Source organism: Scytonema sp. PCC 10023 (assembly GCF_963920835.1).
In the GTDB taxonomy this organism is placed as follows: domain Bacteria; phylum Cyanobacteriota; class Cyanobacteriia; order Cyanobacteriales; family Nostocaceae; genus Kalymmatonema.
On the sequence record NZ_CAWUDP010000026.1, the window covers coordinates 94,302 to 111,449 of the forward strand.

A 17,148-nucleotide genomic window follows, 5' to 3' on the forward strand; every position below is an offset into this window, starting at 1 on the left:
GAGATACCCGAAGGGACTTCGTTCGTGTAGCCGCGACTTCTAGTCGCCAGGTACTATGAAAAAAGACTTCATGTTTACATCCGAGTCCGTAACCGAAGGACACCCCGATAAACTTTGCGACCAAATTAGTGATGCAATTGTAGACCGTTTTCTTCAACAAGATCCCTTTGCCAGAGTAGTTACAGAATGTGCTGTATCTACAGGCATCGTTTTCATTGCAGCAAGATTTGAACCAAGCGCCAACGTAGATTTCACCAATATAGCGAGACAGGTTATCGATGATATTGGCTACGAACAGAAAGAATTTAATGGTAAAACCTGTAGTATTTTGACGAGCCTCAAAGAATTACGTGTCGATGAAGACCGTTTTTTTGATGAAAAAAATTTATCTGACGAACAGATAGAAAAAATTGCTGTCAAGAATCAAGCAAATGTCTTTGGTTTTGCCTGCAATCAAACATATTCTCTCATGCCGTTGCCAATATGGTTGGCACATAAACTTGCAAAGCAACTGAGTGAGGTCAGACGGCAAAATACACTTTCATATCTTACCCCGGATGGGAAAACTCAGGTAGGGGTTGAATATAGAAATCGCAGACCTTATAGAATCCACAGCCTCACCGTCATTGCCAGTCAAAACAAAGCATCAAAACCTGATTTAAAACAACTCCAAGATGATATTCGCGAGACAGTGATTCAACCTGTCTTTGAGAATGAAGAAATTAAACCAGATGAAAATACAAGAATATTTATCAATCCTGATGGACCCTTTATTAAAGGAGGTCCTGCAGCTCATTCTGGTTTAACAGGAAGAAAGAATGCCATAGATACCTATGGTGAATATGCAAAGCACAGTGGTTCAGCTTTGAGTGGGAAAGACCCAGTGAGGATAGATAGAGTGGGAGCTTATGCTGCCCGTTATGCAGCTAAAAATGTGGTAGCAGCAAACCTTGCTGATGAATGTGAGGTGCAGTTAAGTTACTCTATAGGGCTTGCTAGACCTGTCAGTATTCAGGTAGAAACTTTTGGGACAGGCAAAATTTCTGATGAGGAAATTACAACACTTCTTGAGAAGTATTTTGATTTCCGGCTTGCAGGAATCATCAAGCAATTCAACTTGAGATATCTACCGTCACTGAGTAAAGGTGGGTTTTACAGAAAACTAGCAGCCTATGGTCATATGGGCAAGGTTGATATGGAACTTCCTTGGGAGAAGACAGACAAGGTTGGTGTGTTTTAATCTATCGATTACCAGTAATTCCCGCAGAACTCCTCCTCCTAACCCTTCCCCGGTAGCGGGAAAGGGTTGTTTTATAGAAGTGTGATTAATGGATATTTAGAACCACAGATGGACACAGATGAACACAGATGAATTATCTGTGTTATATCATGTCCGGGTAAACACTTATAAAAAACGAAAAACCTCACCCGCCTACGGCACCCTCTCCTTATTAAGGAGAGGGTTGGGGTGAGGTCAGGCAGGAATTATAAGTAATTAAGCGGACTTGATATTAATCTGTGGTTTCATTTTCATAAATTTGACTAGTGCAAGAGGTTTACTATTGCACAGCAGGTTCTAACATCCGAATCGTCCCAGCATCGGCGTCTATTTCCACCTCTAAACCAATAGGCAATGTCAACACATTTTCGATATGACCAATCATCGCACCGTTCCATGCAGGAATGCCCAGCGGTTTGATGTGATCCCATAATACTTCTTCGAGGGTGAGAGAGCCGTAGTCAGCGTCAGGCGAACAATTGGAACATTGTCCAAAAATAAAGCCAGCGAGTTTGTCAAATATACCCGCAATTTTCAACTGAGTCATCATACGGTCTATACGGTAAATATTCTCGTTCAAATCTTCCAAAAATAGAATTGCACCTTTGAAATCAGGTAAGTAAGGAGAACCGACAATAGCTGACAGTACCGATAGATTTCCACCAATCAGCCTGCCTTTTGCTTTACCAGAAGTAATAGTTTGTACCCGGTACTTCACCTGCATCAAACGGTTAGAATCGTCGCCATCTTTTTGGTTTTGAAAAGTAACAGTTTCACCGCTAAACAAAACGCGGCGAAAATAATCTGTTTGCGTCGTTCTCCAAGAACTTAGTCCATTGGGACCGTGAAATGTGACTAGGTTCGTCTGAGCATTCAATGCGAGAATTAAAGCTGTTATATCACTGAAACCAACCAGAATTTTAGGATTTTGGCGGATGCGCTGGTAATCTAAGTAAGGCAAAATCCGGCTAGCTCCCCACCCACCGCGAATTGGTAAAATGGCGGCTACAGAGGAATCGCTAAAAAACTGGTTAATATCAGCAGCACGGTCTTTATCTTTGCCTCCTAAATAACCATAGCGTTCCAGCACATGAGGTGCGAGCCGGGGTACTAGTCCCAACGCCTTGACTGCATCGATAACAATATTAAGTTGTTCGCGGACAAATGTTGCACTAGCAGGACTGACAATTCCCACAACAGAACCTGGCTGCAAACGCTTGGGTTTTAATAATGGTTTACGCGCTGCTCTTGCCAATTTTGGGGGAGAAGCTAATACTGAAGAGGTAGCGGCTAAACTTATGAGAAACTTACGGCGGTTAATCATCAGAAATTATTGCTATAGAAAGTAAGGATAATTAAACCACCATGCAATACTATAGCAATCCTAAATCATAAGCCCTACGGGCTGCCTTCGGCTACGTGAACAACAAGATTCCCGACTTCTTTAAGAAGTCGGGAATCTGAATCTTTTTGCCCTCGCGAGGGCGCTACGTACTGTTAAGCGGGTTGAGACTCTTTTTGAAAGTAAAGGCGATCGCAATATAATGCCCACGCAGCTCCAAATAAACCAGTTAAAGAACCTGATATTGCCGCCGAGACGCCCCATCCCATTGGTCCGAGCCAATCTGTAATCTCATTTAATAGAGCTGTGCTTCCTTTGGCAACAATATAAGCTGTCCCCGTTGCTGCAACGACAACTATACCCACCTCTGCCAGCATTTCTAGAACTCCTTTACTGGATAAATCTTCCTCAAAATAGATTTTCCAGATATTGGTGTACATTAGGATATCAGAAGCAGTTAAAATCAACTGCTTAGGAATTTCCACGCCCGGAGTTGGCGCGGCTGAAGCAGCACCGCTACCAACAGCGTAAGAGGCGATCGCCAAAGCAGCTTCTAATCTTTTTTTGCCCAGACTACTCACGGTGTCATCTCCTGTTCCTTAGAGAGGCAGTGTTTGGTTGCGAGGGTTGCATTAAGATCAACCCTGTCCAAACAGCTTTCCTAACTAGCGTAGACTATCCCCTCAGTTGGTAATCCGGATAATTTTGTTTACAGTCTGCTACCCTACCTAACAAGTACGGTAGGGAGCAAGCATTCGCTAAGACTTGAAGTATGGCTTTGAAGTACCAAAAGTCTTATTCCTCTTCGTTCCCAGTTTGTGCTTCCTCACCGGGGCGTTCGAGAGCAGGAGGAAAATCCACAAATTCTTGAGTTCTGGTCGTATTTGTCAAAATGCCTTCTTGCAGAATATCCTCAGGATCTGCTGATTTGTCTGCAGCTGACAAATTAATCTGACCGCTTGCGTTGACGTTGGGTTTGTCACCAGTACCTTTATGACTTGCATGACCACCAGGCATAGCTATTTCCTCTAAAGTGGTGAAGTGAATATACTATCAGCCTAAACTTCTCTGTGATGAGGAATACACTATCACAAGGCTTAAATCCAATTATATAAATACTTTAACTTTTGGCAGGTGCAGGGAAATCAAAAGGATTAGGAGTGTTAAACCTAACTAAACTTGATAAGAATTAAACCACATATCAACAATAGATAAAGCATTTCCAAGCTTGTCGCGTTTTTTTGGAATAAGAGTAGTGTATCCACTCAATAATCACTTGAAAATCTTTCTATTAATTTGAGTCAAATGCTTTCTTTAAAGTTATCACTTCGCTTCAATTTGATTAAAATTGTAGGTAGAGAAAAAATAAAAATACAGCAATCCTGATTGCGTCTTAATGTATTTAGTATTACCAGTAACGGATAGTGGCAGTGGCAACTGTTGCCATGCTGAAAATTTTTCAAAAATCGACTAGTCGGTCATCCTCTCAGGTGATGTCGCCTAAAGATTTGAAACGATATCTTAAAAGTACCAGGAGTTAATGAACTCTGGAGACCGCAACTATGAAAAAGATTATTACTGCTAGTTTAGTAGCTTTAGCCACTGCTACTGGTTTTCTAGTCAACAACCAGCCAGCTCAAGCTCACCCTCGACGTTACTATCCCTATCCCCTATATAGAAACTATCCGTTTTATAGAGGTCCAATAAGCTACTGCTATCCTGTGACGAACTGGGCTATTGACCAAGACCCAGGGTATCATCCTCAAGCCTACGCTGATGGGTATCGGCAAGGACAACAGAGTAAAAGAAAAGGAAACACCTACAAGCCGCGTACTGCTGGTGGTGAGTTTGCTCGTGGTTTTGATGACGGTTATTACGGGAGGGAATTTTCTGGTCAGAAACACGTTGTTCCTAACGAATATAAGCCATACAACACATCACAATGCAGTTGGTATTGAAATCATTGACTCTACATTCAGTAAGGGTAACACCTTACAAAATAGTAGCGTAGACTTTTGTAATATTTACCTATAAAACTTGTGATGAGGATGGGCAAATGTGTTCGTGCAATTCCTGATTCTCCACTGCATTAAAAAAGCCCGCTAATTGCGGGCGAAACAAAAAGGGATTTATTAGCTGAATTGAATATGGACTATTAGCTGGTTAAATTTTCTTGATGCTTACCTCCGAACTGTAATAGTTAAGATGAACGTGGTTATAACTACCGAACTCCAACTGTGACCAAAAGAGGATTTTTGTTCCAGGAGTTGGCTACGGGCACAGCAGTAGATTGTGCAACTGGCTTGTGCTTGAGGATATCGTAAACCGCTTCCAGTGCCGACTCAATGGAACCTTGTAACCATGCTGGGAAGCGAGAGCAGTGTTCACCAGCAAAGAACAGAGTGTTTTGAGGTCTTTGCGCTTTGAGGTAACTGCTAGAGCCATCTGTCGAATCCCAGTGAATTGTGCATCCGCCAGCACTCCACTTGTAGTTACCCCAAGCAATGGATGCTTTGTCCACTATCACACCAGGTGTATTCAGTTCAGGATGAATCTTGCTTACAGTGTTTTGGACGTAATCAAAGCGCTCAGACTCAGACATCATCCCCATGCGTTGAGCATCGTCACCGATGGTGTAGCTAGCCAACATCACGCTACCATGCTGCTTGTTGAACTTTACGCTTGGGTAGTATGTTTGACGTACACCTTCACCACTGAAGGAAGCACCACCTTTGATACCATCCTTTTCCCAGAAGGATTCACGAGTGTGAAACGCCACCTTGGTACCGGGACAGTAAACAGTGTTGTGAATCGAATCAAGTTTATCATCATCAAAACCGCTCAATTCCATTTTGCGTAATACACTGAAGGGAATGGTGCATAGTACGTAGTCGCATATCTTGGTGTGCAACTGTCCATTTTCCTTCCAGGTGATTTGGACATGGTCTTTTTGCACACGCAGGGCGACGATTTCTTGGTTGGACTTGATAGAACCTTTGATTGATGCCGCTAAACGTTGGATGAGTTGATCCATCCCACCTTTGAGTTGCAACAAGTCGTGGCTGGTTTCTGTCATGATGTCGCCGAGGAAAATATCCAATCCTTGAGAACACTTTGCCCGGAAGCTTGGGTTTTGTCTCAGGAATGAGTGCAAGTCAATCGTTTCGCCGTCTTCGCTAAAGTAGGGGTTTAAATCTAAGCGCTCTAACTCATCCATCAAGTGAGAGTTCAAGTCGCGTTCAAAATCAGAACGGAGATTACCAGGAGCGATAGTATTAATAATAGTTTTGAGCCAAGCAGCAAACAGGCGAGTTAAATCACTGTAGCGAGTGTCACTGAAGATACCACCTTCTGTTTGTTGCAATACACGGGGTGCGTCTTTCATCTGCAGCACTTGCCCGTTGATGTTCATCATTGCATTGCTTTCCTCGAAGACTGTCATAAACTTGCACAGCTTGTCAGAAAGTCCCATTTCATGTACGTAGTGCAGAGTAAGATCGTGGTCGCTTGGGATACGCATTGCTCCCAGCTCCGCGTAAGGTGCATCAGGGGAGTTACCAAAGCGGTGTGTCCATACCCGTCCACCGATGCGTGGGCTACCTTCCATAATTTCGACTTCATGTCCCAGGCGCTCTAGCTCATATGCTGCTACTAAACCTGCGATACCTGCGCCCAGTATCGTGATCCGTTTGCCTTTTTGAAAGTTTACCAGTTGGAATTGCTCAAGTAAAATTTTGGTGTCCATTGTTCCAGCTTCCCTTTTTTGTTTGTGTGGCGGCTGTCGTTTCAACCGCTTCTGTTACTTCATAAGGGGGACTAGAAATTTTTATGCACTTGTTCAATGGAGGTACGCTCACCATTTATTCAGGACTTACGCAAAAATCGCCTCTAAGCTTAATTTATGGAACCGCCAAGACGAGCCAGCGCCCTTTGGAGGGTTAGCCCGAACTCACAGCGACTGGTGAGTCCAGTCCTGAAGGCGGGCAAGTAACTGCATCGTCACAAGCAACAAGGTTCGAGCAACTGGAACAAGGCGCTTTCCTCAGATAGCAAGACTGCATCGCAAGATTGCCAACATCCGCAAGGATACGTTACACAAGCTCACGACCTATCTAGCCAAAAACCACAGCTTTCCTTGGGATTGAGGATTTAAACGTGTTAGGAATGTTGGCTAATCACAAGCTTGCAAAAGTCATTGCGGACATGAGCTTTTTTGAATTTCGCCGTCAACTAACCTACAAGTGCGAACTGTACGGTTCAGAGTTAGTTGTAGTTGACAGATGGTTCCCTAGCAGTAAGAGCTGTTCCAACTGCGGAACCATAAAAGAAACACTCACCTTAAATGAGCGAGTGTTCCATTGTGACCAATGTGGTTTTGAGTGCGATAGAGACTTAAACGCCTCTATCAATTTGGAAAAAGCCATCAGTTAGATGGTGTTAGCCTGTGGACAGAGTGCTGCCGACAGTTCTGGATGAAGCAGGAAGTAAACCAAACTCAAAGTGATAAGCAATGAAGATTGTTGAGTAGCTTTGAGTAGGCTTTATATAACGGATACCCCAATCTTGGCGCTTCCAGCTAGCGTACCGCGATTTGATTGAATACTTTGCTGAGCAACTTTTTTCCTTAGCCTAAGGGACTTGCAATTAAAAAAATCTCCAATTTGTAGTACTCTCCAAAACAATGGTGGGTTACGGCGCTGCGGCAAGTCCTGAATGTAAAACCTCAACTGTCGTGCGCCGGAACCCACCCTACATAATGGATAATTTATTTTTAGATTAATTGTTAGCCATTAGTCTTTAGTCTTTGGCTAATAATTAATCCAACTCTCGGCGACCTTCCAAGGCTCTTGCCAAAGTCACCTCATCAGCGTACTCCAAATCTCCACCCACAGGTAAGCCAAAAGCAATCCGCGTCACCTTGGTAAATGGCTTCAGTAGTTGACCAACATACAGTGTCGTTGTCTCACCTTCAACACTTGGACTAATTGCCATAATCACTTCTTCAGGCTTGTGCTGACTCACCCGCCGCACCAAAGCCTGAACTGTTAACTGTTCTGGACCAATACCATCTATCGGGGAAATCACCCCACCTAAGACATGGTACTTGCCTTTAAACTCACGAGTTTTTTCCAAGGCAATCACATCACGAGAATCTGCAACTACACAAATAGTTCCGTTGTCGCGGCTTTGGTTGCGGCAAATTTCACAAACTGGTTCAGAAGATAGGTGAAAGCAGACAGTACACAAACCTACCTGTTTTTTTGCCTCAATCAGGGCTTGCGCCAGAGCCTCAACTTCTGCTTCTGGTCGCTTTAAAATATGCAATGCTAGGCGCTGAGCAGTTTTTGGACCAACTCCAGGCAAGCGTTGCAGTTGTTCAATTAAGCGTGCTAAAGGGCGTGCGTAAACCGTTGTCTTGTCTCCACTATGTTCGTACCTTAACTATGATGCCATTCTTACAGGATTTTGGATTCGTCATTTAACTCATCAAAGGTCAAGCGGACTCCAGACAATGCGATCGCCACGATTCAACACATCGGTATAAACCATCGTCGTTCTTACATCTTTGTCCCCTAGCAATTCTTGCATCATGTGAATATCGTACTTCCAGTAAATGCGTGGCAAAATAGTTAGATGCCCAGAGAACGTTTGGTTTGAGGAGATAAAGTTGCTGACATGAGCAGACCTGATGTGTTCCTGTCATACTCCAGTAAAGACAAGGAGTTGGCGGAAAAGTTTGTAGAGGCTTTGGAAGGGCGTCGTATTGCGGTTTGGATGGACTCTGGGCAAATTGTTGTTGGCGACTCGATTAGCGAAAAGATCCAGGAAGGCTTAGAAGCTACAGAATTTCTTGTACTTCTCCTAACTCCCAACAGCATCCAGTCAATATGGGTTCAGAAAGAATGGCAATCGAAGCTTGTCGATGAAGCAGAGTCGAGATCTGCTCTCATACTCCCTGTTCTTGGTAAGGACTGTGAGATTCCAAGGCTTCTTAGGGATAAGAAGTACGCTGACATCAGAAGCAACTTCAAGGAAGGGGTAGCGGAGGTTGCAAAGGCGATCGAGAGGCATCGAGCACGTCGATATGATAAAGGAGGGGGAAATGGAAGCTTTACAGATCCATTTTCTCGTGTGGCACCTGCCGCTTGCACTGCGCTAACTGAGTTAGGGCTTGCAACCCGGACATGGCGTAAAGATGAGCTAGGTTGGCTGGCTTCCAGTGATTATCTCCCTATCGGTTCACCTCGAAATGTGATTGGTCTACCAACAAATCTGGCTTACTATGTTGAGAGTAATGTTGAGCGACGTGTTGAGCAACTCAAGCTTGTTCTTAATGTGAATAACCCTCTGACTCGTGATCAGGGTTTAATTGAAATGGAGGAGGCAACCCGCTGCCTTTTTCAGAAGCTAGGTTATGAGGTTCCTTTAGAACTCTTTGTCTCTCTTCAACAGGCGAAAGATTTGACAGTTTCTACCCCTTTCGGCACAGCAAGCGTAGTAATTGAACCCTCTAGAATTCAAACAATCAAAGTGATTCTGGATGTAAAACCGAAGTCTCAAGAGGGCACCTAACACTACACTGTTAGCCGTTGTTGCCAGTTCAACCGCTTTTAAGTACCGAGCCTCAGCCTTGTCTGGTTGCTTTGTCTGTTGATAAAGTTCTCCGTAGATTATTGTAATAAATGCTGCTTAATTATTTTCTGTTATTAATGTTTATAAGTTTATGAGGACTGAAGTCCACACTACGAACTTTTACCAAATTCGTTGCATTTTGAGTACAAAACCAGGTAAAACATTTTCCCCGGAAAGAGTTTGAGGTAATTTTAAAACTTTTACCTCCTGTCCTGGACAATAGATTTCTACTTCCTGTTTTTTTCTGTTTATCAACCAACCCAAACGACAGCCATTTTCTATATATTCTTGCATCTTATTCTGAGTTTTTTTTAAGCTGTCATTAGGTGAAAGTATCTCAATGACAAAATCAGGACACAGAGGAATAAATTTTTCTTTTTGTTCTTTAGTCAAAGCATCCCAACGAGATTTTTCCACCCAAGAAACATCTGGAGAACGGTCAGCACCATTTGGTAAAGTAAATCCAGTTGATGAATCAAAAACTTCGCCCAATTGATTTTGGTCGTTCCAGAACCATATTTGAGCGTTAATGGTAGAATTACTTTTTCCTGTTTCTCCTCCCGTAGGTGGCATTATAATCAATTCTCCTTGGGCATTGCGTTCTAATTTTAAATCGGGGTTTTCTTCACACAATTGATAAAACTGCTCTCTTGTCAGTTTAATTATAGAATTGAGGTTTAATGTAAGTGCTGTCATAGAAGTGGCTCCCGTTTTTGTTCGTTGACTGAGCTACAAACCTATATCCATTTTGTTCCACACCACAATAAAAGGGGATGACATATTAACTTACAGCATTTTGCTGCAACGCCTTAGCGCCAACAATATACCGCGTCACCTGCTTAATTTCCTTGGTATCTCCCGCCAATACTTACCTTAATTTTGTATAATAAAACGCGGTAATTAACCGTATTACATCCCCAAAACCACATACAGCCAGTAAGAATCCCCGGCAACTTGGGTTAATACCAGTTGCCGGGGATTCTTACCAAAGTGTTTTGCAAGCAACTTACCAATGCCGTTCAAACAAAAAAGCGCCCCCCGAGGGAGACGCTTTTTTTGTTCAGCTAAACAAAGTTATTAGCCGTTGATTGCAGGAGCGCTCAAAGCAACAGGAGCAACTTCAGTTGCAGCCAAGTCGAGAGGGAAGTTGTGAGCGTTACGCTCGTGCATTACTTCCATACCCAGGTTAGCGCGGTTGAGGATGTCCGCCCAGGTTCCAATCACACGACCTTGTGAATCAATCACACTGGAGTTGAAGTTGAAACCGTTGAGGTTGAACGCCATGGTGCTTACGCCCAGTGCGGTGAACCAGATTCCAATCACAGGCCATGCAGCCAGGAAGAAGTGCAAGCTGCGGCTGTTGTTGAATGAAGCGTATTGGAAGATCAAGCGACCGAAGTAGCCGTGTGCTGCAACGATGTTGTAGGTTTCTTCTTCTTGACCGAACTTGTAACCGTAGTTCTGAGATTCGGTTTCGGTTGTTTCACGAACCAAGGAAGAGGTTACCAAAGAACCGTGCATTGCACTGAACAAGCTACCACCGAATACACCTGCTACACCAAGTTGGTGGAAGGGGTGCATCAGGATGTTGTGCTCTGCTTGGAACACCAACATGAAGTTGAATGTACCAGAGATACCCAAGGGCATACCATCAGAGAAGGAACCTTGACCAATGGGGTAAATCAAGAATACTGCGGTTGCTGCTGCTACAGGAGCAGAGAATGCTACGCAGATCCAAGGACGCATACCCAAGCGGTAGGACAGTTCCCACTCACGACCTAAGTAGCAGAATACGCCAATCAGGAAGTGGAATACTACCAACTGGTATGGACCACCGTTGTACAACCACTCATCCAAGGAAGCTGCTTCCCAGATGGGGTAGAAGTGCAAACCAATAGCGTTGGAAGAAGGAACAACTGCACCAGAGATGATGTTGTTGCCGTATACCAATGAACCTGCAACAGGCTCACGGATACCATCGATGTCAACGGGAGGTGCTGCTACGAATGCGATGATGAAGCAGGTGGTTGCTGCAAGCAGGGTGGGGATCATGAGGACGCCGAACCAACCGATGTATAAGCGGTTTTCGGTGCTGGTGATCCACTCGCAGAAGCGACCCCAGACGTTGGCGCTTTCGCGACGCTGTAAGGTTGTGGTCATGGTTTTATAAGTGCTTTGTTTTTTATGTTCTCTGTAGGTCTTTTTGCCTACCTGTTTATTACATTAAAGGCATTATTGAGATTTGTAAAGAGATTTTAATTAAGTATTTATTATGTAATTGATTTGCTTTAGTTATCAATACCACAAGTTGTTTGTAGAACATGAAGATAGGGTGCATTCGCCTAAGCGTAACGCAACCCTACGTGCTTTATACTGCTTATTTATCCATCAACCAGGGGGCCATGTCATCTGCCGTCCACCCAGGATATGCAGATGCAAGTGGTAAACGGTTTGACCACCATCAGGACCAGTGTTGATGACAAGGCGATAGCCGTTTGTGAGTCCAGCTTGTTCGGCAACGCGCTTAACTGTTAATAAAAGATGCCCAAGCAGGGCATCATCCTGAGATTCAGCATCGGCTAATCTGGGGATGGGTTTTTTAGGAATGACGAGGATGTGAACGGGAGCTTGGGGGTTGACGTCTTTAAATGCCAGCGCTAAGTCATCTTCATAGACTATGTCAGCTGGAATTTCCCGACGAATGATTTTGCTGAAAATTGTCTCTGTGGTTTCACTCATGCCAATTTACCTGTTCATCTGCTAGAGATTCTATAGGTTTAGTGTTCTTGATGAAATATTTAGCACATGCTTGCCAGAGTTTGGAGTGCGTCAATTGTCGGCATCGACGCTGTAAAAGTGGGCGTTGAAGTAGATGTGTCGGGAGGTTTGCCGGGAATTGTCGTCTTGGGACTCCCGGATGCAGCGGTTCAGGAAGCACGGGAAAGAGTTAAGGCAACCTTAAAAAATGCTGGTTTTGCCTTTCCTATGCGAAAGATTGTCATAAATTTGACACCTGCGGATTTACGCAAGGAAGGTCCATGTTTTGATTTACCCATTAGCGTGGGAATTTTGGCGGCTTCTGAACAAGTCAGCGCCCATTTGTTGGGAGATTATCTTTTCTTGGGTGAGGTGTCTCTTGATGGCAGTTTGCGCCCAGTTGTGGGTGTCCTACCTATTGCTGCTACTGCTGAAAAGATGGGAATTGTCGGTTTAGTTGTTCCTAGTGATAACGCACAAGAAGCTGCTGTGGTGGAAGGATTGGCTGTTTATGGTTTCAAAAATTTGTCTGATGTGGCTGATTTTTTGAATCATCCAGAGCGTTACAAGCCTGTGCAATTGGATAATACTGTAGAGACGCGCCATGATGGGTTTCTACAAACAGCAGATTTGCAGGATGTGAAAGGACAGGCTCATGCTCGTCGTGCTTTAGAAATTGCAGCGGCTGGTGGACATAACTTAATATTTGTAGGACCGCCTGGAAGTGGCAAAACTATGCTGGCACGACGTTTGCCTGGTATTTTACCTGCATTGTCATTCTCAGAAGCTTTGGAAGTCACTCGTATCCACTCGGTAGCTGGGTTATTAAAGAATAGAGGATCATTAGTGCGCGATCGCCCTTTCCGCAGTCCCCACCACTCAGCATCTGGTCCTTCTCTTGTCGGCGGCGGTAGCTTTCCGCGTCCAGGAGAAATTTCTATATCACATAAAGGTATACTTTTCCTAGATGAGTTAACAGAATTTAAAAGAGATGTTTTAGAATTCCTGCGTCAGCCTTTGGAAGATGGCTACGTAACGATTTCTAGGACGAAACAATCTGTGATGTTTCCTGCTCAGTTTACTTTGGTTGCAAGTACCAATCCCTGTGCTTGCGGGTACTACGGAGACACGATTCAGCAATGTACTTGTTCGCCAAGGCAGAGAGAGCAATACTGGGCGAAGCTTTCGGGACCTTTGATGGATAGAATTGATTTGCAAGTTGCAGTGAATCGCCTCAAACCAGAGGAGATTACCCAACAACCGACAGGAGAATCATCAGCAACTGTCAGGGAACGGGTGCAACTGGCACGAGACTACGCATCGAGTAGATTTAAAAATGCAGGAAATCTATCTTGCAATGCCCAAATGCAGAGTCGTCATCTTCAGAAATGGTGCAAGCTAGATGATAGCAGTCGCAACTTATTAGAAGGGGCAATTAGAAAATTGGGTTTGTCGGCAAGGGCAAGCGATCGCATTCTTAAGGTGGCACGAACCATTGCAGATTTAGCGGGGGATGATGACCTCAAAACCAACCACGTTGCTGAAGCAATTCAGTATCGCACAATAGACAGAATGCAGTAATTGTATGTAACTCAGATGCCTAGAAAGGTCTTGCGTAAACCTGCCAGAAGCATTGGCAAAGGCATCTTATCATAAGGTTATCACAACATTGCGGCGATCGCTGGAGCTGCAACAATGGGTCTAGGAACGGTACTAGTCAAACAGTGGAAACGCCCAGTTTCTCTACTTGCCTTTACAGCATGGCAGTTAGCAGTTGGCGGAATCGTTCTGCTGCCAATCGCCCTAGTGATTGAAGGACCAATCACTCATCTCTCAACACCTAACCTATTAGGCTTCGTTTATCTGGGCTTAGTCGGGACTGGAGTTGCTTATGCACTTTGGTTCCGGGGGATTGATAAACTCAAAGCATCGTCTGTTTCATATCTAGGGTTGATAAGTCCTGTAGTAGCAACACTAATTGGATTTGTCTTACTACATCAAACATTTACGCCAATTCAACTTATTGGGATTGCGATCGTTTTGATGAGTGTTTTGATCGGACAACAAACTCATCAATTACGTCAACGCTCATCTAATACTTTCAAATTACGGCTCAAAAAATAACTTGCAGGCTTGTGCGATTGCTCCACCATCAACCTTAAAACTACCTCTATGTTCCGTTCGGTTTCAGCGCAATGTTGGTCGGCAATCATACGGGTGTCTGCTGGTGAAGAACCAACTTCCACGTTCCATCACTAAGTACATACGTGCTACTGATAAGAGCTACGTACGGTTCGCTACCTTCACGTTGTGCAGTAACTCTATATACGAGCACTCCGGCATTGTTCGATAATGAAATCGCTTGCAGTTCTTGTATTTGGAACGATTTCCAGGGTTGAGCGGCTAGAGATTCCAAAATTTTTTCTTTTCCATGTATGAGCATGCCAGATGGGAAAAGCATAATCGCATCGTCGCGGAGAACAGCACTATAGAACTTTTTGCTCGCCTCTCCTGCCGATGAGAGGGCTTGCCATCCTTGCTCTTCGAGTTCAATGAGATCTTGCATCGTAGCCACTCCTTACTTTGTGCCGCCCAATGACACAGTTGAGCGGTGGTAAACAACTTTCGCATCCAGCTCTGCTCCATCCGCTCCAACACAGTATTGGGCTGTGCTACATCCTGTGTTTAGGTAATAAATTGCCTAACATTATATAGCCTATGTCATCAACTATCACTTTTGTCTTTAAATTCTCTTTACTTACCTCTCTGCATTTTCGACATAGCATCAGGATTCTTTTTGAACTCACTGCCACAATATAATCAATTACGGTTTCACGGGCTTTAAGCATTTCGGCGATCGCCTTCAACAATGCCCAATGCTAAACCTGGAATTTGTAATATCTGCATTTCCGATTGCACAAATCTATCAACAGTTATCAGTACCAGCCGCAGTTATCAAGTTATTCATAGTTACCCATAAAGCTGTTCACGAATGGTGGGAGTAAGAGTCCCCTACTAAGATAGGTAGTACGTTTGGGTTGGGGTAAAATCCCCATCACGCTCCCTGTTAACTGATAACTGGTAACTGGTAACTGATTAATGGCTTCTAAGGTTTTGGTTGCTGGAGTCAAAGCTGGTTCGCTAGAAGCATCTCCTACCACCAGAAAACTAAATCCAAGCATAAGGGGCAATCAGAAAATTAGGTTTGTCGGCAAGGGCAAGCGATCGCATCTATTTTGGAAGTTCCACAGTATCGTGTCGAAGCAGTAAACCTTGACTTTCATTCTCCAAATCCATTCTGATTCCTAGGTTGTGAGTTGTGAGTATTTTCTCGGTCATTTTTGGGAGAATTTGTGCCATTATGAGAATGTTTCGGTACCAGTGTCATCAACGAAATCAGGGTTAGCTGCATCAGTTCCATGTATGCGTCAATGTCAACCTGATCTGATAGCAGCATATGTCGATACTGCTGCTTAATATAACTGAGCTTTTGTAATGCGGCTTCTGGATCTGTCTGCAACGTTGCCTGCCATTCATCAAGTAGCAGGAGAGTTTCCATGACAAACTTTTTGCGCTGCTGCTCTAGGAGTCTACGACACTGATCTGTAAAAGTCTGTGTTTTGTGCCGCAGTTGCTCGTAGACTTCCGTTGTCACCGCACCCTCAACAAACATCAGCCGATGCTCTTGGCTGAGGTCTTCGATACCGTCTAATGCCTGCTGGGGGTGATCTGGTAACAGTGACTTGAGTTCATTAATCCGGTTGGTAGTTGTGGTCACCATCTTCTTAGACCGTTGTCTGTGCCACTGTCGCAACAGTAATCCTACTATACTGCTGGTGCCCAAAATAAAAACTCCAGCCTGCAAGTCACTGTTACTTTCCCAGTAATGCATCAGCGCCATGCGGGGATCACCCTGTTCAAACACCTCCTCTGCTGCTGGGTGGATGTAAAACAGCCCTTTTCTGAGTAGGTTTTTAGGCTCTTCGTTTTGCAGTGCAGGATAGAACGGGGAATAAGTACGGGCAGTAGAGAGAATAGACCAGGTAACCAGTGCAACCTTCTGCCGATTCATGTCAGGGCGAGTCACTAAAACGGTAGGAGTTGAGAGGGTCAGTAAGTTTCGGTCTGGAATAGGTGGACGCGATGTATAAGTTCCGACAGGTAACTCTGCACTTTGATAGGAACCGGGGTCGAAAACAGTCAGCTGGTTGATTAATGCAGGTTCGATAGAAAGCAGCCTTAAGTCAGGATTGTTTACAAATTCTTGCCGTAGATTTTTACTTGCCCCCAGACTTCCCACATACATAACTGCATCCAGTTGTCGAAATTTCAGTTTCTTGAATGCTTCATCAGAACTAGAGTTATCTGGTTGAACAGTTATTTTATCTGTTTTTAGCAATTGCTCAGCAGTGAAGCTTATTCCACTACCAGGAGTACCAACAGCAACTCGCTTCCCCTGAAGATCAGCGAACGTCTTTAAGCCAGAATCTTTCTGGGAAATAATGTGGACGTATTCGTTTGCCAGAATTGCAACTGCTTTGACCTTTTGTTGCCGCATTGCCTCATTGGCAACATCTAACTGTACTATGGCAAAATCGACTTGGTGATCAAGCAAGCGTTTTAAGTTTTGCTGAGAGCCTTGGGATTTGATATTTTTAACAGAGAGTTTTACCGTAGCTTTGGTAGAATTATTAATTTGCTCACCTAGGCGATTATAGTAACTACCAGTGATGCCACTGGAGAGAGTGACGCTACTTGGCTGCGAACTGCAACTGCTCAAAGTTAGTATGGCTCCCCCTGCTAAACTATTGAGCAGAAGAAAAACAGCCTTCGGACGATGGAAAAATTGAGCACACTTTGATATAATATTTTTCGGTAAATTTGCCCAGGTTCGCTTGCCAGATAATTCCGGTATCATCTCATTTACTAGCTTTTATGGCTTTGTTATCTTGAAAGAATTTTATAGATAAAGACCAGCCTGTCAATATAATTCTCTTCTAGTCTTCTTCAGTTTCATTTATTGAGATTACGCCAAAGGTTAACAGTTTGCAACATTAATTAATAATTTAAGTAGGCAGTAAAACTATCAAGACATAGTGGGAGGGTGAGAACCCCTGTTCGCGTAGCGTCCCGAAGG

Annotated in this window: 18 protein-coding genes; 6 read left to right on the top strand and 12 right to left on the bottom strand. The window is 44.0% G+C overall.

Features of this window, described 5'->3' with window-relative positions; all coding sequences use genetic code 11:
• Positions 1 to 55 precede the first annotated feature (55 nt).
• Positions 56 to 1,240: a methionine adenosyltransferase gene (gene metK, locus ACM0OZ_RS17545; protein ID WP_414584102.1), complete on the top strand. Its 1,185-nt coding sequence runs from the start codon at positions 56 to 58 to the stop codon at positions 1,238 to 1,240.
• Positions 1,241 to 1,559: 319 nt separating this feature from the next.
• Here metK and ACM0OZ_RS17550 read toward each other — a convergent pair whose 3' ends face one another.
• From ACM0OZ_RS17550 to ACM0OZ_RS17560, 3 genes are all read right to left on the bottom strand, one after another.
• A complete protein-coding gene (locus ACM0OZ_RS17550; protein WP_414584103.1) occupies positions 1,560 to 2,603 on the bottom strand; it encodes a S66 peptidase family protein in 1,044 nt (347 codons plus the stop codon).
• A 173-nt stretch (positions 2,604 to 2,776) separates the two neighbouring features.
• Positions 2,777 to 3,202, bottom strand: coding sequence for a hypothetical protein (locus ACM0OZ_RS17555; RefSeq protein WP_414584104.1), 426 nt, complete (start codon positions 3,200 to 3,202; stop codon positions 2,777 to 2,779).
• A 214-nt stretch (positions 3,203 to 3,416) separates the two neighbouring features.
• The gene (locus ACM0OZ_RS17560; protein WP_041038760.1) at positions 3,417 to 3,638 is read right to left on the bottom strand and encodes a hypothetical protein; all 222 of its coding nucleotides are present in this window, start codon (positions 3,636 to 3,638) and stop codon (positions 3,417 to 3,419) included.
• Positions 3,639 to 4,183: 545 nt separating this feature from the next.
• On the opposite strand from ACM0OZ_RS17560, the gene ACM0OZ_RS17565 reads away from it, so the two are divergent.
• Complete coding sequence (locus ACM0OZ_RS17565; RefSeq protein WP_414584105.1) at positions 4,184 to 4,579, top strand: hypothetical protein; 396 nt, start codon at positions 4,184 to 4,186, stop codon at positions 4,577 to 4,579.
• Between the two features lie 263 nt (positions 4,580 to 4,842).
• Here the strand turns inward: ACM0OZ_RS17565 and ACM0OZ_RS17570 are convergent, their stop codons facing one another.
• Positions 4,843 to 6,366, bottom strand: coding sequence for a flavin monoamine oxidase family protein (locus ACM0OZ_RS17570; RefSeq protein ID WP_414584106.1), 1,524 nt, complete (start codon positions 6,364 to 6,366; stop codon positions 4,843 to 4,845).
• Between the two features lie 419 nt (positions 6,367 to 6,785).
• Between ACM0OZ_RS17570 and ACM0OZ_RS17575 the strand changes: the two genes are divergently transcribed.
• Positions 6,786 to 7,052, top strand: a complete 267-nt coding sequence (locus ACM0OZ_RS17575; protein WP_414584121.1) for an RNA-guided endonuclease InsQ/TnpB family protein — start codon at positions 6,786 to 6,788, stop codon at positions 7,050 to 7,052.
• A gap of 384 nt (positions 7,053 to 7,436) precedes the next feature.
• Here the strand turns inward: ACM0OZ_RS17575 and recR are convergent, their stop codons facing one another.
• The gene (recR, locus tag ACM0OZ_RS17580; RefSeq protein ID WP_414584122.1) at positions 7,437 to 7,994 is read right to left on the bottom strand and encodes a recombination mediator RecR; all 558 of its coding nucleotides are present in this window, start codon (positions 7,992 to 7,994) and stop codon (positions 7,437 to 7,439) included.
• Positions 7,995 to 8,108: 114 nt separating this feature from the next.
• Positions 8,109 to 8,246 (bottom strand): hypothetical protein, encoded by a 138-nt coding sequence (locus ACM0OZ_RS17585; RefSeq protein WP_414584107.1) that lies wholly within the window; start codon positions 8,244 to 8,246, stop codon positions 8,109 to 8,111.
• Between the two features lie 51 nt (positions 8,247 to 8,297).
• Here ACM0OZ_RS17585 and ACM0OZ_RS17590 point away from each other — a divergent pair, with 51 nt between their 5' ends.
• Positions 8,298 to 9,194, top strand: coding sequence for a TIR domain-containing protein (locus tag ACM0OZ_RS17590; RefSeq protein ID WP_414584109.1), 897 nt, complete (start codon positions 8,298 to 8,300; stop codon positions 9,192 to 9,194).
• A 180-nt stretch (positions 9,195 to 9,374) separates the two neighbouring features.
• Here the strand turns inward: ACM0OZ_RS17590 and ACM0OZ_RS17595 are convergent, their stop codons facing one another.
• From ACM0OZ_RS17595 to ACM0OZ_RS17605, 3 genes are all read right to left on the bottom strand, one after another.
• On the bottom strand, positions 9,375 to 9,950 hold the full coding sequence (locus ACM0OZ_RS17595) for a Uma2 family endonuclease (protein WP_414584110.1): 576 nt from the start codon (positions 9,948 to 9,950) through the stop codon (positions 9,375 to 9,377).
• Between the two features lie 381 nt (positions 9,951 to 10,331).
• Positions 10,332 to 11,414, bottom strand: coding sequence for a photosystem II q(b) protein (psbA, locus tag ACM0OZ_RS17600; RefSeq protein WP_073635504.1), 1,083 nt, complete (start codon positions 11,412 to 11,414; stop codon positions 10,332 to 10,334).
• A 228-nt stretch (positions 11,415 to 11,642) separates the two neighbouring features.
• The gene (locus tag ACM0OZ_RS17605; RefSeq protein WP_096562844.1) at positions 11,643 to 11,993 is read right to left on the bottom strand and encodes a histidine triad nucleotide-binding protein; all 351 of its coding nucleotides are present in this window, start codon (positions 11,991 to 11,993) and stop codon (positions 11,643 to 11,645) included.
• Between the two features lie 66 nt (positions 11,994 to 12,059).
• Here ACM0OZ_RS17605 and ACM0OZ_RS17610 point away from each other — a divergent pair, with 66 nt between their 5' ends.
• Both ACM0OZ_RS17610 and ACM0OZ_RS17615 read left to right on the top strand, forming a co-directional pair.
• Positions 12,060 to 13,592: a YifB family Mg chelatase-like AAA ATPase gene (locus tag ACM0OZ_RS17610; protein ID WP_414584111.1), complete on the top strand. Its 1,533-nt coding sequence runs from the start codon at positions 12,060 to 12,062 to the stop codon at positions 13,590 to 13,592.
• Positions 13,593 to 13,688: 96 nt separating this feature from the next.
• Entirely contained in the window at positions 13,689 to 14,135 is a 447-nt protein-coding gene (locus tag ACM0OZ_RS17615; RefSeq protein ID WP_414584123.1) for a DMT family transporter, read from the top strand.
• A gap of 85 nt (positions 14,136 to 14,220) precedes the next feature.
• On the opposite strand, the gene ACM0OZ_RS17620 is transcribed toward ACM0OZ_RS17615, so the two are convergent.
• From ACM0OZ_RS17620 to ACM0OZ_RS17630, 3 genes are all read right to left on the bottom strand, one after another.
• Positions 14,221 to 14,577: a nuclear transport factor 2 family protein gene (locus tag ACM0OZ_RS17620; RefSeq protein ID WP_414584112.1), complete on the bottom strand. Its 357-nt coding sequence runs from the start codon at positions 14,575 to 14,577 to the stop codon at positions 14,221 to 14,223.
• A 394-nt stretch (positions 14,578 to 14,971) separates the two neighbouring features.
• Positions 14,972 to 15,193: a hypothetical protein gene (locus ACM0OZ_RS17625; RefSeq protein WP_414584113.1), complete on the bottom strand. Its 222-nt coding sequence runs from the start codon at positions 15,191 to 15,193 to the stop codon at positions 14,972 to 14,974.
• A 98-nt stretch (positions 15,194 to 15,291) separates the two neighbouring features.
• Positions 15,292 to 16,929: a TAXI family TRAP transporter solute-binding subunit gene (locus ACM0OZ_RS17630; RefSeq protein WP_414584114.1), complete on the bottom strand. Its 1,638-nt coding sequence runs from the start codon at positions 16,927 to 16,929 to the stop codon at positions 15,292 to 15,294.
• Positions 16,930 to 17,148: the final 219 nt, after the last annotated feature.

Coding starts and splice junctions, on each gene's coding strand:
- ACM0OZ_RS17625 (WP_414584113.1), bottom strand. CDS start 15,193: ATGCTTGGATTTAGTTTTCTGGTGGTAGGAGATGCTTCTAGCGAACCA.
- ACM0OZ_RS17590 (WP_414584109.1), top strand. CDS start 8,298: ATGAGCAGACCTGATGTGTTCCTGTCATACTCCAGTAAAGACAAGGAG.
- ACM0OZ_RS17610 (WP_414584111.1), top strand. CDS start 12,060: ATGCTTGCCAGAGTTTGGAGTGCGTCAATTGTCGGCATCGACGCTGTA.
- ACM0OZ_RS17630 (WP_414584114.1), bottom strand. CDS start 16,929: ATGATACCGGAATTATCTGGCAAGCGAACCTGGGCAAATTTACCGAAA.
- ACM0OZ_RS17560 (WP_041038760.1), bottom strand. CDS start 3,638: ATGCCTGGTGGTCATGCAAGTCATAAAGGTACTGGTGACAAACCCAAC.
- ACM0OZ_RS17570 (WP_414584106.1), bottom strand. CDS start 6,366: ATGGACACCAAAATTTTACTTGAGCAATTCCAACTGGTAAACTTTCAA.
- ACM0OZ_RS17620 (WP_414584112.1), bottom strand. CDS start 14,577: ATGCAAGATCTCATTGAACTCGAAGAGCAAGGATGGCAAGCCCTCTCA.
- ACM0OZ_RS17575 (WP_414584121.1), top strand. CDS start 6,786: ATGTTGGCTAATCACAAGCTTGCAAAAGTCATTGCGGACATGAGCTTT.
- metK (WP_414584102.1), top strand. CDS start 56: ATGAAAAAAGACTTCATGTTTACATCCGAGTCCGTAACCGAAGGACAC.
- ACM0OZ_RS17595 (WP_414584110.1), bottom strand. CDS start 9,950: ATGACAGCACTTACATTAAACCTCAATTCTATAATTAAACTGACAAGA.
- ACM0OZ_RS17550 (WP_414584103.1), bottom strand. CDS start 2,603: ATGATTAACCGCCGTAAGTTTCTCATAAGTTTAGCCGCTACCTCTTCA.
- ACM0OZ_RS17605 (WP_096562844.1), bottom strand. CDS start 11,993: ATGAGTGAAACCACAGAGACAATTTTCAGCAAAATCATTCGTCGGGAA.
- psbA (WP_073635504.1), bottom strand. CDS start 11,414: ATGACCACAACCTTACAGCGTCGCGAAAGCGCCAACGTCTGGGGTCGC.
- ACM0OZ_RS17565 (WP_414584105.1), top strand. CDS start 4,184: ATGAAAAAGATTATTACTGCTAGTTTAGTAGCTTTAGCCACTGCTACT.